Here is a 23,374-nt window from a genome sequence, read left to right on the forward strand (position 1 = left end):
ATCATTGACCCATGCGGCTTTGGCTAGGGCGGCGTCCCTGCCGGGCTTCCAACGCGTCGAACAGCGTGACGATCGTGCCCAACAGCCCCACGATGATGCCCACGACGCATAGGAACTGGACAGGGAAGGCGCTCAGCCGTGGGTCAAGGAAGACGGCGAAGGTCAGGGCGGGAACGACGAAGAACAATGCTGTGCGGAGCGCGTGGACGGGTGCCACCCCGGGGAGGGCTCCCAGTAGCGGTATGAGGATACCGCCTACCGCCAGGCCAACCATGAGGATCAGCCAGAAGGTGTCCGGGTTTTGAATGCCGGACTCCGGGACGCCGCGGGTCAGGAGAGTGACTAGAGTGAGTGCGCCGCATGCTGCGAGGACAGTAAATCCTGCCAGCACATAGGCTGGTTTCAGAGCAAGGTTGCTGGCCATGGTGGTCCTCCTGGAATTGATGGTGGAGCGGGTAACGAGTTCACGTAAATCTTCAGGCACGGTCAGACTAGTGACACGAGGGAAGCAAGACCGATTGATGTGGCGAACAGCAGCGAGATCTGCCTGGTGCTGTTGTTCTTCCAATGCCGCCGGTAAAGGAACGGCAGGGAAACGGCTGTGATCAGGACGAATGCGTACTTCCCTGGACCGGACGGCAAGGATCCGTTGAGAAGGGCGAAGACCTGTGGGACGAGGGTCAGGGTGCCGACCAGTAGGCAGAAAAGGCCAATGCCCTGACTCGCGGGAAGCTGCAGGCGGTAGGGAGCCAGCCGCCTCTCAAGGAAGGATGCGAACCCCAGGTAGACGATCATGATCACAGCAAAGAGGATCACTCCGAGGTACGCTGCAATCCGCACCGAAAGTGTCAACAGCTCGGGGTCCAGATCCTCTCCAGTCGGCTGGACAGCGATAGTCTCATTCATCATGTCGACGGTGGCTGGAAGCCTGAAGAGGATCACCGTGACGCACGCGATGCAGGTCACCCACCACACCGGGCGGGACGTCGGGAGGATGGGTGTGGAAGTTTCGGCACGGGCGGTTGGGTAGGCCGGGATGGGCATTGGATTACCTCACTTGCTGCGAAATGACGAGGATCTCCGCGCCAGCGCCGATCGCAATGAGGGCGGCGGCAACCGCGAACAGCATCAGCGAATGCGGGACGGCGTGAAGATAGGATTTGAGGGGTCCGCCGTGCTGCCGTTGATGCTTCTCGGACAGTGCAGCGATAGCCGGGTAGAGGCCGGCGCAGGCGGCCGCCATGCAGCCGAGGAACTCGATCGGGGCGTACCACGCTACACCGCCGGCGACGGCACCAAGGCCGACGGTCATGCTGCCGATCTTCGCTGTGGCGCCGACGTACACCGCCACAGCTGCCATTGTGATCACTGACAGCACCCCACCGCTCACGATTCCGGCGTACATCAGGGCGGCTGCACCCAGGTTCCTGGTGAGAATTCCCAGGAAGGACCATTCGGTGGCACCGGCCGCGTCCAGGTGGGTGAGGGCCGCGGGCAATTGTTCGATGCTGGTGTAGCCGATGAGGAGCCCCACGATGAAGATCGTGGCACTGACGCTGGCCGCTGTTAAGGTTGTGGAAAGCGTTGGGTATCTGCTCATGTGGGGCTCCTCTCCTTCTGGTGGGCGGATCAGGCGATTGCGATTCCCTTGCCTTTTCGGGTGATGTACCAGCGGATGGTCGCTACCAGGGCGCTTCCCACGCCGAAGCCGAAGGCGGCTCCTACGAGTGTCAGCGCCAGGCCACCGACCTGGACCGCGTTGACGATCTGGGTTGCCGCGGCAGTTGAAATGCTCAGGGAGCCGGCCACCCAGGCGACTGCCAGTGTTCCCAGCACCACACCGACGACGGCAATGCTGCCGGCGGCTGCCAGGGTTGAGTACTTTCGGACTTGTGTTTTCATGATTTCCTCGTGATTCTCTAGGTTTGGGTTTGATCCGATCGCCAGAAGATCCTGACGGGTCAAACGCTAGTGATCACAAAGTGGGCGCGCATTGGCCCTCAGTTGGGGATTGGCTTAAGACTTTGGTCTCATGGGCGGGGCTGGCCCGCCGGAACCGTCTTTAGGAATAGTCGATGGTGATCAGTCCATGGCGTGCCGCCGCGACCACCGCCTGCACCCTGTTTTTCACCTGCAACTTAGCCATCGTGCGTCCGACGTGTGCTTTGACAGTGGCTTCGGTGATGAACAGATCCCGCGCAATATCGCTGTTGTTCATTCCCCGCCCCACTAGTTTCAGCACCTCCAGTTCCCGTCCTGTCAGGGGATCAGCCAACCGCTGCTGTGCTGCGGTGGACGGCGCGGCTTTGTCGGCAATGGCAGCTTTAATCAGGTTGCCGGCGATCGCGGGGCTGATGACTGTCGCGCCCGCATGCGCATCGCGGATGGCCTGAACGACTTCTTCCGGACGGGCGTCCTTCACCAGGAAGCCGCGTGCCCCGGCTTTCAGCACCGGAATCAGATATTCGTCGGGGTCGAAGGTGGTCATCGCAATGACCACTACCTCAGGCAGGGCGCCGGCGATGGCCTGGGTTGCCTGGACTCCGTTTAATCCCGGCATTTGCATGTCCATGAGGACGACGTCGGGCCGCAGTTCCTGAACCATTGCCACTCCCGCTTTTCCACCCGAAGCTACTCCGGTGCACACCATGTCCTCCGCCGCTTCGATGAAGATCGCGAGTGCCTGACTCATTATGGGCTGGTCGTCAACGACCACCACGCGGATGTCCTTCATGCTGCTAGCTTGCCATACCGCCGGGGGAGGTCGACTTTGGTCGAAGAAATTCTGTTGACCTTCGGTGCTGGCGGCCTTTGCCGCCACATCACAGACTGGGAAACATCCAACAGAAAGTAAGCAACCATGAGGTCTCGCAACCGCACCAGCGCCCTGTCCCTAGCCCTTCTGATCGCTCTGTCTGCGACCGCGTCGCCCGCGGCCGCCGCCGCTGAGCCCGAACTGAGTATCGACGTGTCGGCGGAACCATCGGGGGTGAACGACTGGCTCAACGCGGTCTACTGCAAGATCACCAAGAAGTGTTGAACCTGAGGTTCTGAAGCGCCCGCGCCACAATGCCTACCGCTACGCTGAGCAATATGAAGTATTGGGTGAGCGGGGCCGCCATAGGGCGCGAGGACAGCCATCCCCGTGAGCGCGAGAACGAGCCGACCCGGTTCTGGCACGCGCGGCCATTGTCCCGGTGGTTACTGATTGCCATCGCGGTCATAGTGATCTGGTCCTTCAGTACTGACCTGTTATCCCTGGTCACGGAGCGCGACGGTGGCGGGGGTCAACCGCCGCTGCCTATCGCCATCACCAGCCTTGCAGCGCTGAGCTTCGGCCCGCTTGTGGCGGCCGTCCGAAGTACCTACGGATCGGTGATCGTCTTTATTGGCGCGGGCATGCAGATCTTCTACGAGCTACCACTTCTCGCGATCGTCGTGGTGCTGGCCACTACCTTCATTGTGGCGTTGACGGCGTCGAAGGTTTTCGCCAGGGCCCAGGTCATCGTGTCGGCTGCCTGGATACTCGTCCACATCCTGCTGGTGCCAGGCAACCAGCTCCTCTTCTGGGGATTCATTCCAACCTTGCTCGTATTGCATGCCGTGGGAACCCATCTTGCTGGCCTTCGGCGGGAGAACCTGCGGGCACGGCGCCACGCGGAGCAGCTTGCAGGGCACCAGCTCGCTGCTATCGAATCGGAACGCAGGAATATTGCCAGGGATCTTCACGACATAGTTGCTCATGACATGACCATTGTCGCGATGCAGGCCGACGCTGCCCGGGTCTCGAAGGACCCGAACCAGGTCAGTGCGTCCCTCGACGCCATCGCTGACGCCACCCATCAATCCCTGCACGACCTACGGGTGATGATGAAGGTGCTTGCGGCGTCCAGTCCTGATCAGCAACGGTCTGTCACCCCAGTATCGGATCAGTCGCTGCACCGTGAACTTGAAGCTGCTTCCGAGCGGCTGGCGGGTCTGGGTTACGACGTCGAGCTGGTCATCACTGGTGAGCCGGACAGTCTTCTGCGGGCAGTGCAGATCGCTTTGGTGCCGGTGATCAGGGAATGTGCCACCAACGTAATCAAACACACTTCAGATTCCGGACCGAAGGCTGTTACCTTCGCGGTTTCAGTAGGCGCCAATATTTTAGTCGAGGTGACAAGCGGCCCTGTGGCCGAGGTTGGTATTGATGGCTCCGGTGTACCATCCGGAGGGTTTGGGATGGTGTGCCTGGCCGAGCGGCTCCAGCTCCTTGGCGGCACCTTCCAGGCGGGCCGCGACGGCGACACCTGGACGGTCCGCGCCTCACTTGATGCCGGGGCCAGCCGGCACACGCAGGAACCGGTCCAGTCCCGCGTCCTCCCGGACGGGCGGTGACCGTAGCCGCCAACCCTGGCACCCCTCACGCTACGGGGAGCCAGAGCTGGATTCGGCTACGCGAAGTGCTCCGGCAGGGTCGCCTCGTGAGCTTTCCGCAGTTCCTCCAACGGCAGGGTGAAGTGGCCCTGCACGTCCAGGGCGCCATTTTCCACATCGACCACACCGATCCGCAGGTGCGGGTAGTTGCGCGCCGTGCACATGTCGTTGAACCGAACCTCTTCAGAGCGGGCGACGCTGACGACGGCGCGACCCTGGCTCTCGGAGAACAGGGCGGTGAACGGGTCGATGCCGTCGCGCTCGCAGAGTTCGTCGATCCCGATCCGCGCGCCCACGCCGAAGCGGAGCGCCGACTCGGAGAGTGCAGCCGCGAGGCCTCCCTCGGAGAGGTCGTGGGCGGCGTCGATCATCCCGTCCCGGGAGGAATTGATCAGGATGGCGGCGAGGGTTTTTTCAGCGGTCAGGTCTGCGGCCGGGGGCTGCCCGCCGAGGTGCCCGCGGAGGTTGGCCCATTCCGAGCCGTCCAGCTCGTCCCGGGTGGTGCCGAGCAGGTAGATGGCCTGCCCGTCGTCGCGCCATCCTGAGGGGGTGCGGCGGGCGACGTCGTCAAACACGCCGAGCACGCCGACCACCGGGGTCGGGTGGATGGGAACGCCACCGGTCTGGTTGTACAGGGACACGTTGCCGCCGGTGACCGGGACGCCGAGTTCCTGGCAGGCGTCGGCGAGGCCGCGCACGGTCTCAGCGAACTGCCACATCACCTCGGGGTCCTCGGGGGAGCCGAAGTTCAGGCAGTCGGTGACGGCCAGCGGCTTGGCGCCGGTGGTGGCAACGTTCCGGTAGGCCTCGGCGAGGGCCAGCCGGGCACCCTCGTAGGGGTTGAGGTAGGAGTAGCGGCCATTCGCGTCCGTGGAGATGGCGACGCCGAGACCGGTTTCCTCATCCACCCGAACCACGCCGGCGTCGTCGGGCATGGCCAGGGCCGTGTTGCCCTGCACAAACCTGTCGTACTGGTTGGTGATCCAGTCCTTGGAGCACATGTTCGGCGCGGCCATCAGCTCCAACACCGCGGCGCGGAGGGCGTCGCCGTCCGCCGGCCGGTCGCCGTCGAAGGTGTTCTCCTGCAGCGCGTCGAGCCACTCGGGGCGGTGGAACGGCCGGTGGTAGACGGGCCCGTCGTGGGCGACGGTCCGCGGGTCGACGTCGACAATCTTCTCGCCGTCCCACTCGATGATGAGCCTGCCGGTGTCGGTGACCTCGCCGAGCCAGGAGTATTCGACGTTCCACTTGTCCATGATGGCTTCAAACGCGGCGGCGTTGGCCGGGGTGACGACGGCCATCATGCGTTCCTGCGACTCGGACATCAGGATCTCGCCGGGGGTCAGCGACGGATCGCGGAGCAGCACGTCGGTCAGCTCGACGTGCATGCCGCCGTCGCCGTTGGACGCCAGTTCGGACGTGGCACAGGAGATGCCAGCGGCACCCAGGTCCTGGATACCCTCCACCACCGAGGCCTTGAACAGCTCGAGGCAGCACTCGATGAGGACCTTCTCGGCAAACGGGTCGCCCACTTGGACGGCGGGGCGCTTGGACGGCTTGTCGGCGTCAAAAGATTCGGAGGCGAGCACCGATGCGCCGCCGATACCGTCGCCGCCGGTGCGGGCTCCGAAGAGCACCACCTTGTTACCGACGCCGGAGGCGTTGGCCAGGCGGATGTCCTCGTGGCGCAGAACCCCGACAGCCAATGCGTTGACCAGCGGGTTGCCCTGGTAGACGGAGTCGAAAACCACCTCGCCGCCGATGTTCGGCAGCCCGAGGGAGTTGCCGTACCCGCCGATACCCGAGACGATCCCGTGCACCAGGCGCGGGGTATCCGGGTGGTCGATGGCGCCGAACCGCAGCGGATCCATGATCGCCACCGGGCGGGCGCCCATGGAAATAATGTCGCGGACAATGCCGCCGACGCCGGTCGCAGCGCCCTGGTAAGGCTCCACGAAGGAGGGGTGGTTGTGGGATTCCACCTTGAACGTCACGGCCCAGCCGTCACCGATGTCGACGACGCCGGCGTTCTCGCCAATGCCCACCAGAAGATGCTCCTTCATGGCGTCGGTGACCTTGTCGCCGAACTGCGCCAGGTGCACCTTTGAGGACTTGTAGGAGCAGTGCTCGCTCCACATCACCGAGTACATCGCCAACTCGGCGGCGGTGGGGCGGCGTCCAAGGATCTCGACAACCCGGTCGAACTCGTTTTCCTTCAGGCCGAGGGCGGCCCAGGGCAGTTCGACGTCGGGAGTCTCGGCGGCGTGGGCCACGGTGTCAATGTTGAACTTACGGGCCTCGGCGGGCGCGGAGGAGCTATTGATCGTCACTTACTTAACCAGCTTCTTCAGTACAGAGGTGAATATTCCGAGTCCGTCGGTGCCACCGCGGACACCAACCAGCCCTGCAGCAGAGGAATCCGGGCCAAAACCCGCCTCGACCGCGTGCTCGGGGTGCGGCATTAGGCCCACCACGTTGCCGGCGGCGTTGGAGATCCCGGCGATGTCGCGGCGTGAACCGTTGGGGTTGGCGCCGACGTAGCGGAACACCACCCGGCCCTCACCCTCCAGCTCGTCGAGGGTGCGCTCGTCGGCGACGAACTGTCCATCCTGGTTCTTCAGGGGGACCACAATCTCGTCACCGGCCGCGTAGGAAGCGGTCCATGCCGTGTCGGCGTTCTCAACCCGGAGACGCTGGTCACGGCACAGGAAGTGCAGGTGGTTGTTCTTGATCATTGAACCGGGCAACAGGTGGGCCTCGGTGAGGACCTGGAACCCGTTGCAGATACCCAGGACGGGCAGCGCGCGCTCGCCGCCGGACGCGGCAGCGGTGATCTGTTCCATCAGCGGTGCGAACCGGGAAATGGCGCCAGCACGCAGGTAGTCGCCGTAGGAGAAACCACCGGGGACGACGACGGCGTCCACACCCTGCAGGTCGTGGTCCCCGTGCCAGAGCGGGACTGCGGTGCCGCCGGCGAGGCGTACTGCGCGTGCCGCGTCGCGGTCATCGAGCGAGCCGGGGAAGGTGACAATGCCGACCCGGACGGAGTCCAGGGCTGGAGCGCCGAACGGTGCGTCGGTTTTCAGGGTCACTGCTCGCCCTCGGCGGTGTCGTCGGCAAGGACCTCCACACGGGTGACGTCCTCGATGACCGGGTTCGACAGCAGGGTGCTGGCGGCGGTCCGTGCCTGCTCCAGCAGTTCCTCGGTCACCTCGCCGTCAACGGTAAGTTCGAACCGCTTGCCCTGCCGGACTCCGGAGAAACCGGTAAAGCCCAGCCGGGGCAGTGCACCGGCAATGGCCTTGCCCTGCGGGTCAAGGATCTCGGGTTTGGGCATGACGTCGACAACTATCCGGGGCATCCGGTAACTCCTGGGCTCAAGGTGCGTTAAATGCAGTGGCTCCGGAGGTGCCGTCTCACGCTGAAAAGTATGGTGAATCCAGCGCTCCGCGAGCTTGCCCTACCAGTCTAGCGGCGATCGCCCATCACCCGTCATTTGCCGGCGATTCCACGGCGGAGCTACTGGACGCCCCCGGGGGAGCCGAGCAGCGGCTCGAACATGTCCCACCGGTCGATGGCGCACCCATTGTCCCGGGAGAAGGTGGCGTTTACCTGGGTTTCGTTGAGGGTACCGGTCACGACGGCGGTCTCCGGTCCGCCGTACAGCTGGGTGCACATCATCCCGGGATCAGGCTCGGCCATGATCAGGTCTCCGTTCGACGCCAGCACGTCGCAGGCCGCCGCCGGATCCGGGAGCGCAGATTCCCCGACCGGCTCGCCGGCCTCGCAGGCGAGTTCGTAGGTGACCGGTTCGACGCCTTCCCCGGCGGTGAGCACAACCGAGAGTTGGGACTCGGCGGCGGCGTTGCCAATCGCTGGGTCCGGGGTTTCGGGCGTCGGCTGCCCGGAAGGCGCGGGCGTCTCACTCTGGGGGACGGTGGTCGGGGAACCTGGCGTGGTGTTTGGTGCCGTGCCGCCACTTTCGGCGCCACACCCGGCAAGCACCAGTAGTGCAAGGCCGGAACCCACCAGAAAACTGCTGGTCGAGAGCTGTCGACGTGCCAGACGGTCGCGGATCATTGAAACTCCTTCACCAGCCAACGGCGACTCTGCCGTGGCTATCGGATGCTGCTCTGGACTGGAACCGTTCCTTCACCTAGCTCAACGCTGGCTCGTTTGTGAGCAGTTCCACGCTTTCCAAAGCGGTACCCAATCGTTGCCGGAGCACCTGGGACTCTTCGGAGAATCCGCGCTGAAGGCGCGCGTATTCGGCACGCCCCTCAGGCGTTTCGATACGGATCGGCGCATACCCCCAGGCTCCCAGGTCATACGGCGAGGCACGCATGTCCATGGCACGGATCCGCCAGGCCAGTTCAAAACAGTCCATCACCAGGTCGCTGGGAAGCAGGGGAGTGAGCTTGTACGCCCACTTGTACAGATCCATATTGGCGTGAAGGCAGCCAGGCTGTTCCAGGTCGCGCTGTGCCTCCCGGGTGGGCTGAAGGGTGTTCAGGGGTGTCGCCTGCGGGGTGTAGAAGCGGAACGCATCAAAGTGGGTGCACGTGATCCTGCTGTCCTGAACCAGTTGGTCGGTACCGGCAGCACCGAGCCGCAGTTCAAGGTACTCATGCCGGATGCCGTTTACCTGCGACCGGTAGGCCATGGCCCACTCGTGCAGCCCGAAGCAACCCAACTGGGCTCGCCGGGCCTGGGTACGCCGGACGATGATCGCAGCGAAGTCCAGTGCCTCGGCCCGGTCGCGCCGGAACCCCTCAACGTCTCCGGTGACGGCGTCGACGTCGTCCGGCAGGTCGAGGGCTACGCGCTCCGCGGCGCTAATCGGCCGATAGTGCTTCCAGCTGGCCCGCTCGGCGGCCTCGGGCCCAATCAGGACGACGCCGGCGCCCGGGTGCCACCGCGCCAGCGGGCCAGGTTTCTGGGTGTAATAGGTGAACAGGAAATCCTCCACCGGGTGTTTCTTCCCAGCGGCGCGCCGCTGAAGGTAAGGCCGGGCAAACGGCTCCACCCGGTCCCGGTGTGCTGCCGCGGCGGCGAGCCATTCCTCACGCTGGAGCACCGTCAGGGTGGGAGCGCTGGGGGGTGCCGTCGCGCTGCTGGGTGGGCTGATCACCCTTCCAGTGTCTCACCGCGGCCTCCCGGGGGTCCCCGGGGGTTCACGGGATCCCGGGCGCAAACCCGGGGGATCCACCGGGAGGATAATGGGAAGGGACGGCACCATCTTGCCGATCAGGACGCGTGGAAGGAACGAGATGGCTAAGCCAAGTTTTGTACAGCGGTTCATGACGGCGACCGGCCGCGCGCGGGCCGTTTTCGGTCCCGCGCAGAGCAGCTCGCTGGATCACCCGATGACACGCGAGAATCAGGCGTTGCTGAAGGAGCGGGAGGCTGACGCGTCGCAGTGGGAAACGGTGAAGCGCCCCGACGGCAGCACCTATATCGTGCCGAAGAACTAGCCCGCTGCCGCATGACCGCTCAGGCGCGGGGCGCCGCCGCCCGTGAGGCGGGCGGCCTCCACCGTTCGCCCCGAGACGGCGAGGAGCAGATCGATGCCGTCGGCCTCGACGGTGTCCCCCTGGCCCCACGAGGCGCCGGTGTCCCGGTCAACCAGCCGGAGATTATGCGCGCGCTCCCGCCCTCCGCCATAGGAGACACGGGTTTTCAGCTGGTAGTCGAGGGCGGTGGCTACCGCGTCGTGGGGATACCTTGCCGGGATGCCGAGGGGCCGGCGGATGTCCTCACCGTGCACAAAGGCTTCGACCAGCCGGGTGGCCAGGTTCGCAGGCGGTGTCCGGGTGAGATACGCGTCGCGGCCGAGCGCGGCAAGGGTATCCCGCGGGTCGGAGTGTTTAGCCCTGGCGATACCGATCTCATTCAGCCGATCAAAATCAAGTCGGGCCGCCAGCAGGCCCCTGGCGAACGACGCACGGCCGGTGCGGGCTGTATCGACCAGGTGGGCCAGGACATCGTGGATATCCCAGCCCGGGCAAAGCGACGGGGTCAGCCATTCGTCGCCGCTCACCGACGACAGGTCTTCGACCAGCTCGCGTCTTGCGGCATGGACGGTCTGCCAGATTTTCGTCGTTGACTTCCGCATGAATGATCCTTCGGGTGGGTGGCGTTGATTGTCCTCCCGATTCTGGTGCATGCGGGCCGGAAGGAGAAGGAAAGACCCCCGAAAGCGGCGGCGCCTTTTCTGCGGTTCGGCAGTAAAATTAGCTTCAGGCGTATCGCACAGAGAGAAGGCGGTTCGAATGAGCAATTCCAAGAAGCGGTCCCCCCGGAAGTGGCTGAAGAACCCGGCCAGGGTGTTCATGGGCCCCGCCGAGCGCAGTGATCCTACCCTCCCGGTCGTTCACCGGCACGACGAGTTTGAGCAGGCATCGGAAGCGGACCTCGCTGGTTTTGAGGTGGAGGAGGATTCCGCGGGGCATCACTACGCCGTGCGGAAGGAGCACCCGCCGGTCCGCTCGCCGGAGCCACCGGTGAGATACACGGACTACACGGGCAAGAAGGCCCTACACACCGAGGTTTAGCGCCCGGTCCCCGCGTGGACCGTGGCCACCGACTCGCCGTCGAGGTCGAACGCGGCATGCACTGCGCGGACTGCGCGGTCCAGCAGGTCCGCGTCGGTCACCACCGAGATGCGGATCTCCGAGGTCGAGATCATGTCGATGTTCACGCCGGCGTCGGAGAGGGCCTTGAAGAACCGGTAGGAGACGCCCGGGTTGGATCGCATGCCCGCGCCGATCAGGGAGAGCTTCCCGATCTTTTCGTCGTAGTCGACGCTCTCGTATCCCACCCGTTCCTGCGCGGCCTTCAGCGCGGCCAGGGCGTCTGAGCCCTCGACGATCGGCAGCGTAAAGGAGATGTCAGTGCGGCCGGATCCGTGCGTGGAGACGTTCTGCACGATCATGTCGATGTTGGAGTGGGCGCCCGCGACGATACCGAAAATTTCGGCGGCCTTGCCCGGGATGTCGGGGACACCCACCACCGTGACCTTGGCTTCCGATCGGTCATGGGCCACGCCCGAGATGATGGGTTGTTCCATGGGATCTCCCTCTTGAATCTTGATCTGGTCGTCAGGGCTGGGAAGCACCCAGGTGCCAACGTGGTCACTGAACGATGAGCGCACGTGGAGCCGGACCCCGAACCGCCGCGCGTATTCCACGCTGCGCAGGTGCAGAATTTTCGCGCCCGAAGCAGCCATTTCGAGCATCTCCTCGCTGGAGATCTCCTCGATCTTCTTTGCGCTCGGGACAACCCGCGGGTCTGCGGTGTAGATGCCGTCGACGTCGGTGTAGATCTCGCACACGTCAGCGCCCAGCGCCGCGGCGAGGGCAACCGCCGTCGTATCGGAACCGCCCCGGCCCAGCGTGGTGATGTCGTTACTCTCCCGGCTCATGCCCTGGAAGCCGGCCACGATCGCGACATCGCCGCGGTCGATTGCGGTCCTGATCCGGTGGGGCGAAACGGAGATGATGCGGGCACGGCCGTGGATCGCGTCGGTGATCATGCCAGCCTGGCTGCCGGTGAACGACTGGGCGGATGCGCCCAGGCCGTGGATTCCCATCGCGAGCAGCGCCATCGAGATGCGTTCGCCGGCGCTCAGGAGCATGTCCATTTCGCGGGGGTTCGCGACGGCGTCGTTGGAGACCTGGGAGGCGAGGTCGAGGAGCTCGTCGGTGCTGTCGCCCATCGCCGATACCACCACCACCACCTGGTGGCCGGCGCGCTGGGTCTGGACAACTCGTTGCGCGACACGCTTGATTCCGGCGGCATCCCCAACTGAGGAGCCACCAAACTTCTGGACGATCAAGCTCATGCGCACGCTCGCTGACGGATGTTGGGGTTAGCCGTGCGACATCATTGGCGCCTCGGTAGACGGTCCAAGTTTAGCCCTGCGCGTTTTGCGACAGCCAATTGCGCGTCCGATTGTTCCGTCGATGTCCCCCACACGTGACGCACGTCGCATAGGGTTCACCCTATGAACAACGGGTATGGGGGAATCGTTGCCACGGGGATCGCACGGAGCTTCGGCACCGTCGCCGCGATCAGGCACATTGACTTTGCAGCGCCGGCCGGCGAGGTGACGGCTCTGATCGGGCCTAACGGGTCGGGTAAGACCACACTGCTGCTGATTTTGGCGTCCCTGTTGGCGCCCGATACTGGAACCCTGCGGGTCGGGGGCGTGGACCCTGCGCAGGATGCTGCGGCAGTGAGGCGCACCGTCGGCTGGATGCCCGACACCCTGGGTGTCTGGGAATCCCTGACTGCCGCCGAGATTCTGACCACGATGGGGTCTCTCTATGGAATGCCAGTAGCTCGGCGCCGGGAGCGGGCCGCCGAGCTGCTGGCTGCGGTCCGGCTGGAGGAGTTCGCTGACAAGCCCGCACGGGTGCTCTCCCGGGGGCAACAGCAGCGGCTGAGTCTCGCCCGTGCGTTGATCCACGATCCGGCGGTGCTGCTGCTGGACGAGCCGGCGTCAGGACTGGACCCGGGATCACGGGTGGAGCTCCGCGCGACCTTGCGCTCCCTGGCAGACCGGGGGAAGACGGTGGTGGTGTCCAGCCATGTGCTCTCCGAACTGGACGAGATTGCGGACCGCGCGGTGTTCATCAACCGGGGCGAATCGGTCAAGAACCAGACACTTGATGAGGCTGGCACCCAGATTCGCCGCTACTACATTCAGGCTGACCCAATGGAGCCGCTGGCGGAGGCGCTCGCCAGTCACGGAGTCACGTTCGAGGTGCGGGGTGACTCCCGCCGTGTCGAGTATCAAGTGATGGTCAGCAGTACTGATCAGGCGGCCTGGCTGCTCCGTACCCTGATCCTGGCCGACGTCGCGGTCACCGCCTTCGCGCCGGCGGGCGGGGCCCTCGAAGAAACCTACATGAGCCTCGATACGGACAGACAATGAGCACCTCAATGACTGAGCAGCCGGGCTCAACCGGCGCGTCGACCGACCTTACCCTTTCCTACTGGAGCGGGGTGAAAGCAGTGTTCGGCCTCGAAATGCGTCAACGGTTGCGGGCCCGGGCCTGGTACATCATGCTCGTCATCTGGTTCTTCGTCATCGGCCTGGTGTTTCTGTTGGCCTCGGTCACCACCTCGGCCACCGTTGGTTCGGGCGCCATCCTCTTTGACATGGTGGTGGGGTTTGTCTTGTTTTTCGGCCTGCTCGTGGCACCGGGGCTTTCGGCCAATGCCATCAACGGTGACCGCGCTGCCGGGACGCTCGCCATCCTGCAGATCACCCTCCTCACCCCGGGCCAGATCCTGTGGGGCAAATGGCTTGCCTCCTGGGTGGCTTCGCTGGCCTTCCTCCTGGTCAGCTCACCGTTCATCTTCTGGGCGCTGGCGCTGGGCGGGGTGAACCCGGCGGAGGCCTTCATCTCGCTGCTGATGCTCAGTGTGGAGTTAGGGATCGTGTCGGCGATCGGCATCGGCATCTCTGCCCTCGCCAACCGGCCGCTGTTCTCCATTGTCACCACCTACATGGTGGTGGCGCTGCTTGGCATCGGCACCCTGATCACGTTTGGTCTGAGCTACGCTCTGGTCGATGAGGAAAATGTGGAAGTGACGTACTCCTACCTGGATTACCCGCCGGGCACCGACTTTTCGGCCGAGATCCCTGCGTCGGTCCAGATGGAATGCATCACCCGTACAGAACTGCAGACCGTGCATCACACTGAACGGACCACCTGGCTGCTGGCCGCCAATCCCTTCGTGATCGTGGCCGACTCGGTGCCGTACTCCCGAGGTGGTGACTTCGGGCAGGTGGCCCAACCCGGTTACCCAGACGTGTACGTCCAGCCCGGCGTAATGGAAAGCATTAGTGAGGGGGTCCGCCTGTTGCAGGCCGGCCCAGACTACGAGACGACCTGCGAAGAAGCTCAGGGTTTTGGCCGGGAGCTGGCGGAGGACAGTTTTCCCATCTGGCCCCTGGGCCTCGTGCTGCAGTCGGCGCTCGCCGGTGGCCTGCTGTGGCTGGGACGCGGAAAACTTGCCACCCCCGCCAGGCGGCTCGCCCAGGGGACCCGGATCGCCTGAGTGGTTCGCTGGCGCAACCCTCGGGTCGCCCCGTTTCAGTGAGCAACCTGGACCGGAGGTGTGAACCTGGACATCCGTGAGTGAAAGGTTGCTCACCAATGTCCAGGTTCCTCACCGGATCACCGGATCACCGGAGCTGGGGTCAGGAGACGGTCCTGCGTCCTTCGAAGGCCCTACCGAGCGTCACTTCGTCGGCGTACTCAAGGTCGCCGCCGACCGGTAGCCCCGAGGCCAGACGGGTCACTTTGATCCCGATGGTCTTGAGCATCCGGGCGAGGTAGGTCGCGGTTGCCTCGCCCTCCAGGTTCGGGTCGGTGGCGATGATGATTTCTTCGATTTTGTCATCGGAGAGCCTGCTGAGCAGTTCGCGGATGCGGAGCTGGTCCGGCCCAATCCCGGCGATGGGGTTGATGGCCCCGCCGAGCACGTGGTAGCGCCCCCTGAACGAGCGGGTGCGTTCGACGGCGATCACGTCTTTTGACTCTTCGACGACGCAGATTGCCGTCGGGTCCCGCCGCGGATCACGGCAGATGCCACAGGTGTCCTGCTCGGCGACGTTACCGCAGACACTGCAGAATTTAACGCGCTCTTTCACCGTGACGATGGCTGTGACAAGGCGTTTGATATCTTCGCTGTCGCCTTCGAGGATGTAGAACGCCAGCCGTTGCGCTGACTTGGGCCCTACCCCGGGAAGCCGGCCCAGTTCGTCGATGAGCTCCTGGACTGCGCCTTCGTACACTGAACCTTCTTCTGGTTGCTGGTTTGCTGGGAGGAGAGCTAGGGGCTGTCGACGCCGCGTTCCTCTATCAGCCTTCCATTGAGGATGCGTTCGATTGCCGAACGGCCCACCAGCCCAGACTCCTCGATGGTGACATCGTCGGCGCTGGGCTCGTCCTCAACGTAGGTCAAGTCTAAGGCGCCCTTCCGGGGATTCGCCGCTTCCTCCTCCTGCCGTTTCCGCTCGGCTTCATCCAGGAGCCGCTGGTACCGGCTGAGCGGTTTAGCCGCGGACGCGGCTGCCTCCGGTGAAGGGGCTGCTGGATGCTGCACGGGCGGGGTGACTTCCGGGCGCTGCCCTGAATCCGCCCGGCGCGAGGGTGCACTCTCCTGCAGAGAGGTGGCGGGTGGCGTGGCTGGTGCAGGCTGAGCCGATTCGGGTGCCCAGGTTTCAGCTTCGGTTGGCTCCGGGGTCTGCCAGGCGGTGCTTTCCGGTCCCAGGTCGTACTCATCGGAGGGAGGTTCCACCGAGGCCCACGAGTCGTCCGGCGGGGGAGCGGTCCGCGTGGTCCGGGCGCGGCCGGGCGCCCCCGATCCATCGCGTGCGTCTGGTCCGGTGCTTGCGCGTGGTTTTTGGGCGGGGGACTGGTTCCCCGCAGTGGCTGGGCCCGTGTTCCACCGGGTTGTGGGGGCGTGCCCCGCCGTCGACGACGTAGCGGGGGGCCGACTCGTCGACTGCACGGCCTCCGGGGCGGATGCGGGTGGGACAGCTGCCGGGGTGGCAGGTGTTGCAGCCGACGGGGCCTGCCTCACGGTGGCAGGCTCGGGAGCTGCCGGTGCCACGGTGGCGAGGGAAGCGGCAGAGGGTGTCACGGTGGCGGGTAAGGCGGCAGAGGGGGCTTGCCGTGTTGGGTTGGGCTCGGCACGCGTCGGCGCAGCAGCCGGTACCGCAGCGACGGGAGCTGGGTTCGACTGGGGCTCGTCGGGGGAGTTGAGCGGTGCGGTGGCACCGGGTGGCTCGGTCGAACGCATATCCGGGGACGCCGATGCCGGTCGCGGGGTCGCGACGGCGGGCTCGACGCGACGTGTTTCGGGCGTTGAGCTGCTGGGCGGCTCCGTCGGCGCCTGCCGACTAGTGGGTACTTTTGGGTTTGGCTCACCCGCTGCCGCCGCTCCGTCGTGCACCACGTCGATGGTGACGTCGAGCGCAAGGATTTTGTGGATGGCCTGCTTCACATTGTCCATGTGGGTCCCACGCTGGAAGGCGATGGCGTTTCCCTGGGTGGCGAAGGCGAGCACCAGCTGGTTGCCGTTCATGGTGCGTGGCTTGGCGTCGGGGTTGACGTTGAGCCAGGTGGTGCGTTTGATTCTCGCCAGCTCGTCCATGATTTCGGGCCAGGCACGCCTTATCATCTCCACCTGGGGTGCACCCGCGGCGGTGGGGGCGGGCTCCGCCTGGGCTGACGTCCCCGCCGCCGGTGCGGGCGTGGTTGGGGCAGCCGGTGCTGATCCTGTTGAACCGGGTGCGGACCCAGCGAAGGAGGACTCATCGGGCCACGCGGCGTCGTCCTGAGCCGGACGCGCGTTGTCCTGGGTCGGGCCGGGGTCAACCGCGTCCGCTGCGGGCGGGGTGGTTGGCTCCCGGGGGGCCGCGCCGGCGCCCGGGGCAGTGACCGCAGGAACACCCCGCTCAGGGGCGCCACGTTCAGGAACACCTTGATCAGGGGCGCCGTGTTCAGGGGAGACACGATCCGCTGCACCGGGGTCCGGCTCACGTGCGGGCGCCGGCGCGGTGGGTGCCGCTGCGGGCACGGCGTCGGACCCGGCGTACTGCAGGCGACGTTCAATCCGGTCCACCCGGGCCAGTGTTCCCCGCTCGGTTTCATCGGCGGCTGGCAGCAGGATCCGCGCGCACAGCAGTTCAAGGTGAAGGCGCGGGGAGGTGGCGCCGGTCATTTCGGTCAGTGCCGTGTTGGTGATGTCGGCGGCGCGGGACAGCTCACCGCGGCCCATCTGATTGGCCTGGGTCCGCATGCGGTTCAGCTGGTCATCGGGGGTGCCGCGGAGGATCGCGGCGGCACTGTCTGGGACGGCATTCACGATGATCAGGTCACGGAATCGTTCCAGCAGGTCCTCGACGAACCGGCGGGGGTCGTGTCCGGTCTGGATGACCCGGTCGACGGCGCTGAAAACGGTGCCGGCGTCGCCCGCGGCGAAGGCGTCGACGACGTCGTCGAGCAGCGAAGCGTGGGTGTACCCGAGGAGGGACACCGCCAGTTCATAGTCGAGGCCGTCGGGACCGGCGCCGGCCATCAGCTGGTCGAGGACCGACAGGGAATCCCGTACCGATCCGCCGCCGGCGCGGATCACCAGGGACAGGACCCCGGGGGCAACCGGGATTCCTTCCTGCGTGCAGAGCAGATCCAGGTATCCCATCAGTGGCTCGGGTGGTACCAGCCGGAACGGATAGTGATGGGTGCGGGACCGGATGGTGCCGATCACCTTGTCCGGTTCAGTGGTGGCGAAGATGAACTTGATGTGCTCGGGCGGCTCCTCCACGATTTTCAGGAGCGCGTTGAAGCCCGCCGACGTGACCATGTGGGCCTCATCGATGATGAAAATCTTGTAGCGGTCACGGACGGGCGCGAACGTGGCACGCTCGCGGAGATCCCTCGCGTCGTCGACGCCACCGTGGCTGGCGGCATCAATTTCGATGACGTCGAGGCTGCCGGATCCGCCGCGGGCCAACTCAACGCAGCTGTCACAGACACCGCAGGGGACGGGGGTGGGGCCCTGCGCGCAGTTCAGGCAGCGGGCAAGAATGCGGGCAGAAGTGGTCTTTCCGCAACCGCGGGGACCGGAGAACAAGTAGGCGTGATTGACCCGGCCCTTCTCGATGGCAGCCATGAGGGGAGCGGTAACGTGCTCCTGGCCGATGACATCCGCGAAGGCTTCTGGACGGTATCGGCGGTAAAGGGCTGTGCTCACAGAAGAACCCTATCGGTTGGTGGTGACGTAGTGCAGTGGCGGAATCAGGACAGCTCGCCGGGCTCGACCACCCAGGCTTCCCGCGGTAACCCTGCGGGATCAAACGCCTCAAGCGCTCCTGCCAGCGTACCCGCAGGGAGGCCCGCCGAGCGAAGGATCAGGTCCCTCACCCGCTCCGGGCCCAGGCCCTTCCCGGCGAGCGATTCAAGGGTGACAGCACCGTCGCGTTTGGCCAGGCGTCGTCCGTCCTTGTTCAGGGCGAGAGGGACGTGGGCGTACCGGGGCGGGGTCAACCCCAGGAGGCCAGCCAGGTAGGCCTGCCGCGGCGTGGAGCTCAGCAGATCATCACCGCGGACCACCTGGTCGATGCCCTGCGCGGCGTCGTCGATGACCACCGCCAGGTTGTACGCGGGCACCCCGTCGCTGCGAACGATGACCAGGTCATCCACCGGGCCGGTGTAGCTTCCCTGCAGCTGATCTTCGATGGTCCAGCTGGTGACCTCGGACCGCAGGCGGAGCGCCGGCGGTCTGTCGTGGCGCTGGCCATCCTGCTCGGGAGTGGCCGCCTTCGACAGGTTGCGGCAGGTACCGGGGTAGGAGCCGGGGAGGGAGTGGGGTGCGGTGGCGGCCTCGGCAATGTCACGGCGGGTGCAGTAGCACTCGTACAACAGGCCGGCCGCCTGGAGCGACTCAATCGCCTGCTGATAGAGGGGGAGACGGTCGCTCTGGCGGACGGGTTCATGGTCCCAATCGATCCCGACGGCGGCAAGCTCAGCGAGTTGGGCGGCCTCGGCTCCGGCGCGGGAACGGTCCAGGTCTTCGATCCTCACGAGGAACTCCCGGGAGGTGCTGCGCGCGAACAGCCAGGCCAGCATGGCGGTGCGAAGGTTTCCCACGTGCAGCTCCCCGGAGGGGCTCGGGGCGAAGCGGCCAGCGCCGGGGCTGTTCATCGGTGCTCCTGCTGCGTCAGGGAATGAGAAGACCCCCCATGCACCTGCCAGAGCCCGCTTACCCTTGCTACCTTCCGGTCCTGGGGGAGTTCACAGGGTGACACCACATGAGGGGCCGGGAAATAGTCTACAGGAATCCCGGGGGCGGTTTTGAACCGTTGGAATCGTCGGTCGTAGTGCGGGAATGCGGGCCAGATTGCGGGTCAGAGGGCGGCCCAGGAACCGATCGGCATGGGCTCAGCGTCCGTGAATTGAGTTCCTCCCGGTGAACCCATATGGGGTTTCTGTGAGGCGCACAGGACCGCGATTCGTTAGATCGTTCCCTAGTGGGTATTCTGGTATCTGCTCCAAACTAGGAGGATTCGCCTAGCGGCCTATGGCGCACGCCTGGAACGCGTGTTGGGTTAACGCCCTCGGGGGTTCAAATCCCCCATCCTCCGCCACATGTGAGTTGCAACAAAGAAACACCCCCGGCTTTGGCCGGGGGTGTTTTTTATTGGTCAACCGTCGAGTTGCCCATTGATGGGCGGCGATCGGTGGGAATGTCTAGACAATCCCACTCATTGCGACTGTTCAGTGTGAAAAAGCGCAGCCTCACACCTCGGGCCGGGGCGGATTCGCCTCGGCTTCGGTGCCGCGCAGCCGGTCCAGGCGGCGCTTGGCAGCCGCTTCGCTCGGGCCCTCGGGGCCGAGTCCCAGGCGCACTATGAACATGACCAGCCGGGTCGCGGTGCGTACCGGGAGCGGGATGGGACCCAGCGAGGGGACGCGGAGGCCCAGCAACTCCCGGTGCCGCGGCTCGAGCGTGGAAACCGCGCCAGCGAACAGCACCTGATACCCGAACCGCTGCGACACGGGCAGTGGCGGGCGTTTGATGTAGCGCAGGGCTTCGGTGACCTGCGGGCCACAGACCAGTCGGTCGTCGAACGCTGCCAACTGGGCGGCGAGTTCGGCCGCCGAGGTCGGGGGATCGGTCACCCCCATCAGGCGGCCGGCCTGAGCCCACTCTGCCACGTACCCGTCGGCGCCGCCCGGGATCGGCGGACCATAGGCCAGATGGGATGCGAGGAACGCGTCCGTGAATGCCAAATGCACCCAGCGCAGCAGGTCGGGGGAGCCCGCGGAGTAGGGCTGGGTGGCACCCTTGCTGTCGATGTAGGTTCCGGTGACCCGCTGGTGTAGCCGCTGCACCCAGGCTGAACCACCCTTGGCCGCCTCTGCAGAGCCGTAGGTGACGGTGAAGATCCACTGGATGGTTCCCGCCAACCGGCCGAGCGGGTCTTCGCGGTAGCGGGAGAAGTCATGGACGCCCGCCATGGCCCCGGGGTGTAGGGCCTGCAGGAGCAGCGCGCGGATCCCGCCGACCAGCGGGGTCATCGAGCCGTGCACCGCCCAAGCCGCGGACGACGGCGGGAAGTACCCGACGTCGTCGCCCTCGTCCAGTTTCTCAGCCCAGGACGGAGGCACCTCGGAGTTGCCGGTGAACGTCTTGCGGAGCTGCGTCCGCCAGCTGTCGAGGGAACGGTTGAGCCAGGTGTTCTTCAGTGAGGGCACCCCCTCATTATTGCGTAGGCCAATCCACCGGCTGCTACCGTACGAATGCTAAGCAGTCGCCTACCGGGAGTAACCATGCCATCAACGAATCTTCACTCAATTCCTCTGACCATGAACGACGGCGCCGAGAAGTCGTTCGGCGACTTTTCGGGGAAGACGGTGATGGTGGTCAACGTTGCGTCGAAGTGCGGCTACACCCCGCAGTACGGCGGACTGGAGAATCTGTACCAGAAGTACCGGGATCAGGGATTCGTGGTGGTGGGGGTGCCCTGCAACCAGTTCATGAGCCAGGAGCCCGGCACCGACGAGGACATTCAGGCGTTCTGCTCCACCACCTATGACGTCACATTCCCGCTGACGAAAAAGGCCGATGTGCGGGGAAGGAACCAGCACCCCCTGTACTCGGAACTGACCAAGTTCAAGAACGGTGTGCTACCCGGGCTGGTGAAGTGGAACTTCGAGAAGTTCCTGGTGAACGCTCAGGGCTCGGTGGTGGCGCGCTTCGCTCCCACGGTTGAGCCAGAATCGGCCGAGGTGGTCGCCGCAATCGAGGAGACCCTGGCCAAGACGGCCTAACTACCGGCTGGCTCCTCGCTGACGGCCTGCAGGGACTGCACGCAGCCGGCGAGGAAAGCGGCGCCCGCGTCGTCGTTGGTCAACTGACCCTCGGTGAGCACCGGGTACGGCTTGTCCGGGACTCCGTCGGCTGGGCGGACATCCACGTGCGCGACGTCGTACCCGTGCTCATGGAGGTAGTCGGCCATCGCGTAGTCGGTGCGCGAATCCCCAACGGTCCGCCAGCGGGCCGGGATGGCGGTACCCAGCAGGCCCAGGGCCCGCTCAGCGCCGAGATCCTTCCCCAGCCGGACGGACTCGATGTCGGTGGAGATGATGGTTGGGTCGATCCGGAAGTCGATGTTGTCGTCGCTGTCCGGGGCGTGGTGGGCCAGCCGGCATACCCCCATCCCGAAGGAGCGCATCAGGGCCAGCGCGTCGGCGTCGAACCCGGCCTGTTCCGCCAGATAGTCGGTGTTCTCCACCTCGATGTGCTGTTCCACTGACACCATTGCGTACTTGGTCTCGTCAAAGAACATGTGGTCCGAGTATTTTTCGGCCACCAGGTCACGGATCCCCGCGCCGAACTCCCGTGGCAGGGCGAGCGTCTCGTCGACGTTCAGCTCTCCCGCCCCGGACTGGTCGAAGCTGAACCACACGCCTCCCTTCTCACAGATGGCGTGGAACACCACGCCCTCGGGGATGCCAGCCGCGAGCATCGGGGCCATGACCTCGCTGCGAATAAACGCGTCGGAGCGGCCCGTGTTGAAGATGACCGGCCACCCGGCGGCGGCAAGGGTCAGGAGGTCGCCGATGATGGCGGGACGCACGGTCCGCGACATGGGACTCGCGACAGGTCCGTCGACGTCGAGCAGGAGACCGGTCAGTTCGGGGGAAGTCATGGGAGCAATTATTCTCGCACTTGCCCGGTATCTACTATTCGGGGCCCGGGCGTAACCTTTTGGCTACTAAACCCCCTGGGATCCAGCCCGTGTTCCATTGCCCCGTGATCTTCTCTAGTCTGTATTGGTGATATTCAAAGCCGTAAGCGCAGGACGTCCCTACCCTGACCATGGTTACGTGACCCCCAAGGACTGGGCCGGAGTCGCCCCCCGCCAGGTGCGCCTGGACGACTTGGTAACCACCAAGACCACCCTTGACCTCGAGGCGCTGTTGGCTGAGGATTCCACCTTTTTCGGGGATTTGTTTCCGCACGTGGTCCAGTGGAACGAGACGCTATACCTGGAGGACGGTCTCCACCGCGCGGTGCGCACAGCGCTGCATCAGCGAACCATCCTGCACGCCCGCGTGCTGGTGATCGATGAGTGATCAGCCCCCGCAGCGGCATGTGACCAAAAAGTCCAGGAAGAACCCGATTGAGTGGCACGGCCACCGGATCGTCACCGAGAACGACCTGGACAACGTGTTCGCCGACACTGGCGACGTCGAACGCCCCCACATCTACATGCGGCGCCTCCGCCACGGCGTGGTGCTCGTGCTCCTCGTTGTGTTGGTGGCGGCGGCAGTGTTTGTGGCGATCGGCATCAATCGCGGCGATATTCGGATCGCCGCGCTGGAACCAGACCCCGAACCCACCTACACCTGCCCCGCCGGTCCGTTCGAGGTGCAGTCGCCCTCGGCGGTCACCGTCAACCTGTTCAACAGCACCACCATTTCCGGGTTGGCCGGTACGGTCGGGGAGAGCCTGCGGGAGCGGGCCTTCGTCCTTGGCGAGATCGGCAACAGGATGGTGAACCGGGAAGGGATGACGGCGATCGTGGTGGCGGGGCCCAATGGCTACGCGAACGCGTTCACGGTGCAACGCCAGATCCCGGGGACCGTTTTCGTTGAGGACGAACGCGTCGATGCGACGGTCGACGTCGTGGTCGGTTCGGGTTACCAGGCGCTCATTCCAGAGGAGGACCTCGACGCGACAGCCGCGGGCCTGGTCTGCACCGATCCGACGACGTCGTCCGCCGAGGCGGAATCGACGACGGGTGCGCCAGCGTCACCCCCGGCGGCTCCCTAGTGCTCCGTGTTAATGGTTTGTTTGCGTTTCATCTTGCCTAGGAGGTACTCCGCTGATTTGGTCCAGGTGAATGGTTTGGCGTCCTGGTTGT

General features: G+C 65.2%; 26 protein-coding genes, 1 tRNA gene and 1 other RNA gene. 10 read left to right on the forward strand and 18 right to left on the reverse strand.

The genetic code is table 11. From position 1 onward, the window contains the following. Nucleotide 1 precedes the first annotated feature (1 nt). The 5 genes from IWX64_RS10815 to IWX64_RS10835 form a co-directional block, all read right to left on the reverse strand. Nucleotides 2–424 carry a DUF2530 domain-containing protein gene (locus IWX64_RS10815; protein ID WP_196867130.1) on the reverse strand — a complete coding sequence of 141 codons (423 nt, stop codon included), beginning with the start codon at nucleotides 422–424 and terminating at the stop codon, nucleotides 2–4. Between the two features lie 62 nt (nucleotides 425–486). Continuing rightward, nucleotides 487–1,044 carry a hypothetical protein gene (locus tag IWX64_RS10820; RefSeq protein WP_196867131.1) on the reverse strand — a complete coding sequence of 186 codons (558 nt, stop codon included), beginning with the start codon at nucleotides 1,042–1,044 and terminating at the stop codon, nucleotides 487–489. A 4-nt stretch (nucleotides 1,045–1,048) separates the two neighbouring features. After that, the gene (locus IWX64_RS10825; RefSeq protein WP_196867132.1) at nucleotides 1,049–1,600 is read right to left on the reverse strand and encodes a hypothetical protein; all 552 of its coding nucleotides are present in this window, start codon (nucleotides 1,598–1,600) and stop codon (nucleotides 1,049–1,051) included. A gap of 29 nt (nucleotides 1,601–1,629) precedes the next feature. Further along, nucleotides 1,630–1,902, reverse strand: coding sequence for a hypothetical protein (locus IWX64_RS10830; RefSeq protein ID WP_196867133.1), 273 nt, complete (start codon nucleotides 1,900–1,902; stop codon nucleotides 1,630–1,632). Between the two features lie 160 nt (nucleotides 1,903–2,062). Further along, entirely contained in the window at nucleotides 2,063–2,821 is a 759-nt protein-coding gene (locus IWX64_RS10835; RefSeq protein ID WP_196867134.1) for a response regulator, read from the reverse strand. A 39-nt stretch (nucleotides 2,822–2,860) separates the two neighbouring features. Here IWX64_RS10835 and IWX64_RS10840 point away from each other — a divergent pair, with 39 nt between their 5' ends. After that, the gene (locus IWX64_RS10840; RefSeq protein ID WP_196867135.1) at nucleotides 2,861–3,040 is read left to right on the forward strand and encodes a hypothetical protein; all 180 of its coding nucleotides are present in this window, start codon (nucleotides 2,861–2,863) and stop codon (nucleotides 3,038–3,040) included. A gap of 53 nt (nucleotides 3,041–3,093) precedes the next feature. Then, nucleotides 3,094–4,380, forward strand: coding sequence for a sensor histidine kinase (locus IWX64_RS10845; protein WP_196867136.1), 1,287 nt, complete (start codon nucleotides 3,094–3,096; stop codon nucleotides 4,378–4,380). A gap of 56 nt (nucleotides 4,381–4,436) precedes the next feature. Here the strand turns inward: IWX64_RS10845 and purL are convergent, their stop codons facing one another. The 5 genes from purL to IWX64_RS10870 all read right to left on the reverse strand — a co-directional run bounded on the left by purL (nucleotide 4,437) and on the right by IWX64_RS10870 (nucleotide 9,550). Beyond that, nucleotides 4,437–6,749: a phosphoribosylformylglycinamidine synthase subunit PurL gene (gene purL, locus IWX64_RS10850; RefSeq protein ID WP_196867137.1), complete on the reverse strand. Its 2,313-nt coding sequence runs from the start codon at nucleotides 6,747–6,749 to the stop codon at nucleotides 4,437–4,439. Further along, nucleotides 6,750–7,505 carry a phosphoribosylformylglycinamidine synthase subunit PurQ gene (gene purQ / locus IWX64_RS10855; protein WP_196867161.1) on the reverse strand — a complete coding sequence of 252 codons (756 nt, stop codon included), beginning with the start codon at nucleotides 7,503–7,505 and terminating at the stop codon, nucleotides 6,750–6,752. Between the two features lie 2 nt (nucleotides 7,506–7,507). Further along, nucleotides 7,508–7,780 (reverse strand): phosphoribosylformylglycinamidine synthase subunit PurS, encoded by a 273-nt coding sequence (gene purS / locus IWX64_RS10860; protein ID WP_196867138.1) that lies wholly within the window; start codon nucleotides 7,778–7,780, stop codon nucleotides 7,508–7,510. A 158-nt stretch (nucleotides 7,781–7,938) separates the two neighbouring features. Beyond that, the gene (locus tag IWX64_RS10865; protein WP_196867139.1) at nucleotides 7,939–8,499 is read right to left on the reverse strand and encodes a hypothetical protein; all 561 of its coding nucleotides are present in this window, start codon (nucleotides 8,497–8,499) and stop codon (nucleotides 7,939–7,941) included. Nucleotides 8,500–8,575: 76 nt separating this feature from the next. Next, the gene (locus IWX64_RS10870; protein WP_334683250.1) at nucleotides 8,576–9,550 is read right to left on the reverse strand and encodes a 3-methyladenine DNA glycosylase; all 975 of its coding nucleotides are present in this window, start codon (nucleotides 9,548–9,550) and stop codon (nucleotides 8,576–8,578) included. 139 nt (nucleotides 9,551–9,689) lie between these two features. Here IWX64_RS10870 and IWX64_RS10875 point away from each other — a divergent pair, with 139 nt between their 5' ends. After that, the gene (locus IWX64_RS10875) at nucleotides 9,690–9,893 is read left to right on the forward strand and encodes a hypothetical protein (RefSeq protein ID WP_196867140.1); all 204 of its coding nucleotides are present in this window, start codon (nucleotides 9,690–9,692) and stop codon (nucleotides 9,891–9,893) included. Here IWX64_RS10875 and IWX64_RS10880 read toward each other — a convergent pair. Then, on the reverse strand, nucleotides 9,890–10,534 hold the full coding sequence (locus IWX64_RS10880; RefSeq protein WP_196867141.1) for a maleylpyruvate isomerase family mycothiol-dependent enzyme: 645 nt from the start codon (nucleotides 10,532–10,534) through the stop codon (nucleotides 9,890–9,892). The two genes, IWX64_RS10875 and IWX64_RS10880, sit on opposite strands and share 4 nt — an antisense overlap. 157 nt (nucleotides 10,535–10,691) lie before the next feature. Between IWX64_RS10880 and IWX64_RS10885 the strand changes: the two genes are divergently transcribed. Further along, nucleotides 10,692–10,973, forward strand: a complete 282-nt coding sequence (locus IWX64_RS10885) for a hypothetical protein (RefSeq protein WP_196867164.1) — start codon at nucleotides 10,692–10,694, stop codon at nucleotides 10,971–10,973. On the opposite strand, the gene IWX64_RS10890 is transcribed toward IWX64_RS10885, so the two are convergent. Further along, a complete protein-coding gene (locus IWX64_RS10890) occupies nucleotides 10,970–12,262 on the reverse strand; it encodes an aspartate kinase (RefSeq protein WP_196867142.1) in 1,293 nt (430 codons plus the stop codon). The genes IWX64_RS10885 and IWX64_RS10890 overlap by 4 nt on opposite strands. 162 nt (nucleotides 12,263–12,424) lie before the next feature. Between IWX64_RS10890 and IWX64_RS10895 the strand changes: the two genes are divergently transcribed. Further along, nucleotides 12,425–13,357, forward strand: coding sequence for an ABC transporter ATP-binding protein (locus IWX64_RS10895; protein WP_196867143.1), 933 nt, complete (start codon nucleotides 12,425–12,427; stop codon nucleotides 13,355–13,357). A gap of 8 nt (nucleotides 13,358–13,365) precedes the next feature. Beyond that, nucleotides 13,366–14,490, forward strand: a complete 1,125-nt coding sequence (locus IWX64_RS10900) for an ABC transporter permease (RefSeq protein ID WP_196867144.1) — start codon at nucleotides 13,366–13,368, stop codon at nucleotides 14,488–14,490. A gap of 142 nt (nucleotides 14,491–14,632) precedes the next feature. Here the strand turns inward: IWX64_RS10900 and recR are convergent, their stop codons facing one another. From recR to ffs, 4 genes are all read right to left on the reverse strand, one after another. After that, nucleotides 14,633–15,229, reverse strand: a complete 597-nt coding sequence (gene recR, locus IWX64_RS10905) for a recombination mediator RecR (protein WP_196867145.1) — start codon at nucleotides 15,227–15,229, stop codon at nucleotides 14,633–14,635. A gap of 38 nt (nucleotides 15,230–15,267) precedes the next feature. Further along, nucleotides 15,268–18,195 carry a DNA polymerase III subunit gamma and tau gene (locus tag IWX64_RS10910; RefSeq protein WP_196867146.1) on the reverse strand — a complete coding sequence of 976 codons (2,928 nt, stop codon included), beginning with the start codon at nucleotides 18,193–18,195 and terminating at the stop codon, nucleotides 15,268–15,270. A gap of 44 nt (nucleotides 18,196–18,239) precedes the next feature. Beyond that, nucleotides 18,240–19,145 (reverse strand): tRNA glutamyl-Q(34) synthetase GluQRS, encoded by a 906-nt coding sequence (gene gluQRS, locus IWX64_RS10915; RefSeq protein WP_196867147.1) that lies wholly within the window; start codon nucleotides 19,143–19,145, stop codon nucleotides 18,240–18,242. A 24-nt stretch (nucleotides 19,146–19,169) separates the two neighbouring features. Further along, nucleotides 19,170–19,265, reverse strand: an RNA gene (gene ffs, locus IWX64_RS10920) — signal recognition particle sRNA small type. 235 nt (nucleotides 19,266–19,500) lie between these two features. Between ffs and IWX64_RS10925 the strand changes: the two genes are divergently transcribed. Continuing rightward, nucleotides 19,501–19,588: transfer RNA gene (locus IWX64_RS10925), tRNA-Ser, on the forward strand. Between the two features lie 151 nt (nucleotides 19,589–19,739). Here the strand turns inward: IWX64_RS10925 and IWX64_RS10930 are convergent. Continuing rightward, nucleotides 19,740–20,699, reverse strand: coding sequence for an oxygenase MpaB family protein (locus tag IWX64_RS10930; RefSeq protein ID WP_196867148.1), 960 nt, complete (start codon nucleotides 20,697–20,699; stop codon nucleotides 19,740–19,742). Nucleotides 20,700–20,774: 75 nt separating this feature from the next. On the opposite strand from IWX64_RS10930, the gene IWX64_RS10935 reads away from it, so the two are divergent. Then, nucleotides 20,775–21,275, forward strand: a complete 501-nt coding sequence (locus IWX64_RS10935) for a glutathione peroxidase (protein ID WP_196867149.1) — start codon at nucleotides 20,775–20,777, stop codon at nucleotides 21,273–21,275. Here IWX64_RS10935 and IWX64_RS10940 read toward each other — a convergent pair. Then, nucleotides 21,272–22,156, reverse strand: coding sequence for a hypothetical protein (locus IWX64_RS10940; RefSeq protein ID WP_334683251.1), 885 nt, complete (start codon nucleotides 22,154–22,156; stop codon nucleotides 21,272–21,274). The two genes, IWX64_RS10935 and IWX64_RS10940, sit on opposite strands and share 4 nt — an antisense overlap. A gap of 127 nt (nucleotides 22,157–22,283) precedes the next feature. Here IWX64_RS10940 and IWX64_RS10945 point away from each other — a divergent pair, with 127 nt between their 5' ends. Together IWX64_RS10945 and IWX64_RS10950 are read left to right on the forward strand one after the other, a co-directional pair. Next, nucleotides 22,284–22,583: a type II toxin-antitoxin system VapB family antitoxin gene (locus tag IWX64_RS10945; protein WP_196867150.1), complete on the forward strand. Its 300-nt coding sequence runs from the start codon at nucleotides 22,284–22,286 to the stop codon at nucleotides 22,581–22,583. Next, complete coding sequence (locus IWX64_RS10950; RefSeq protein ID WP_196867151.1) at nucleotides 22,576–23,283, forward strand: LytR C-terminal domain-containing protein; 708 nt, start codon at nucleotides 22,576–22,578, stop codon at nucleotides 23,281–23,283. Before IWX64_RS10945 ends, IWX64_RS10950 begins: the two co-directional genes overlap by 8 nt. Nucleotides 23,284–23,374 lie beyond the last annotated feature (91 nt).

Source organism: Arthrobacter sp. CAN_A212, from assembly GCF_015752345.1.
In the GTDB taxonomy this organism is placed as follows: domain Bacteria; phylum Actinomycetota; class Actinomycetes; order Actinomycetales; family Micrococcaceae; genus Arthrobacter_D.

Bases quoted from the DNA above. Each gene is read 5' to 3' on its own strand.
- IWX64_RS10865 (WP_196867139.1), bottom strand. From the start codon at position 8,499: ATGATCCGCGACCGTCTGGCACGTCGACAGCTCTCGACCAGCAGTTTT.
- IWX64_RS10880 (WP_196867141.1), bottom strand. From the start codon at position 10,534: ATGCGGAAGTCAACGACGAAAATCTGGCAGACCGTCCATGCCGCAAGA.
- IWX64_RS10825 (WP_196867132.1), bottom strand. From the start codon at position 1,600: ATGAGCAGATACCCAACGCTTTCCACAACCTTAACAGCGGCCAGCGTC.
- IWX64_RS10840 (WP_196867135.1), top strand. From the start codon at position 2,861: ATGAGGTCTCGCAACCGCACCAGCGCCCTGTCCCTAGCCCTTCTGATC.
- purS (WP_196867138.1), bottom strand. From the start codon at position 7,780: ATGCCCCGGATAGTTGTCGACGTCATGCCCAAACCCGAGATCCTTGAC.
- IWX64_RS10845 (WP_196867136.1), top strand. From the start codon at position 3,094: ATGAAGTATTGGGTGAGCGGGGCCGCCATAGGGCGCGAGGACAGCCAT.
- IWX64_RS10950 (WP_196867151.1), top strand. From the start codon at position 22,576: ATGAGTGATCAGCCCCCGCAGCGGCATGTGACCAAAAAGTCCAGGAAG.
- IWX64_RS10820 (WP_196867131.1), bottom strand. From the start codon at position 1,044: ATGCCCATCCCGGCCTACCCAACCGCCCGTGCCGAAACTTCCACACCC.
- IWX64_RS10815 (WP_196867130.1), bottom strand. From the start codon at position 424: ATGGCCAGCAACCTTGCTCTGAAACCAGCCTATGTGCTGGCAGGATTT.
- IWX64_RS10890 (WP_196867142.1), bottom strand. From the start codon at position 12,262: ATGAGCTTGATCGTCCAGAAGTTTGGTGGCTCCTCAGTTGGGGATGCC.
- IWX64_RS10875 (WP_196867140.1), top strand. From the start codon at position 9,690: ATGGCTAAGCCAAGTTTTGTACAGCGGTTCATGACGGCGACCGGCCGC.
- gluQRS (WP_196867147.1), bottom strand. From the start codon at position 19,145: ATGAACAGCCCCGGCGCTGGCCGCTTCGCCCCGAGCCCCTCCGGGGAG.
- IWX64_RS10885 (WP_196867164.1), top strand. From the start codon at position 10,692: ATGAGCAATTCCAAGAAGCGGTCCCCCCGGAAGTGGCTGAAGAACCCG.
- IWX64_RS10900 (WP_196867144.1), top strand. From the start codon at position 13,366: ATGACTGAGCAGCCGGGCTCAACCGGCGCGTCGACCGACCTTACCCTT.
- IWX64_RS10940 (WP_334683251.1), bottom strand. From the start codon at position 22,156: ATGACTTCCCCCGAACTGACCGGTCTCCTGCTCGACGTCGACGGACCT.
- IWX64_RS10935 (WP_196867149.1), top strand. From the start codon at position 20,775: ATGCCATCAACGAATCTTCACTCAATTCCTCTGACCATGAACGACGGC.
- IWX64_RS10830 (WP_196867133.1), bottom strand. From the start codon at position 1,902: ATGAAAACACAAGTCCGAAAGTACTCAACCCTGGCAGCCGCCGGCAGC.
- IWX64_RS10895 (WP_196867143.1), top strand. From the start codon at position 12,425: ATGAACAACGGGTATGGGGGAATCGTTGCCACGGGGATCGCACGGAGC.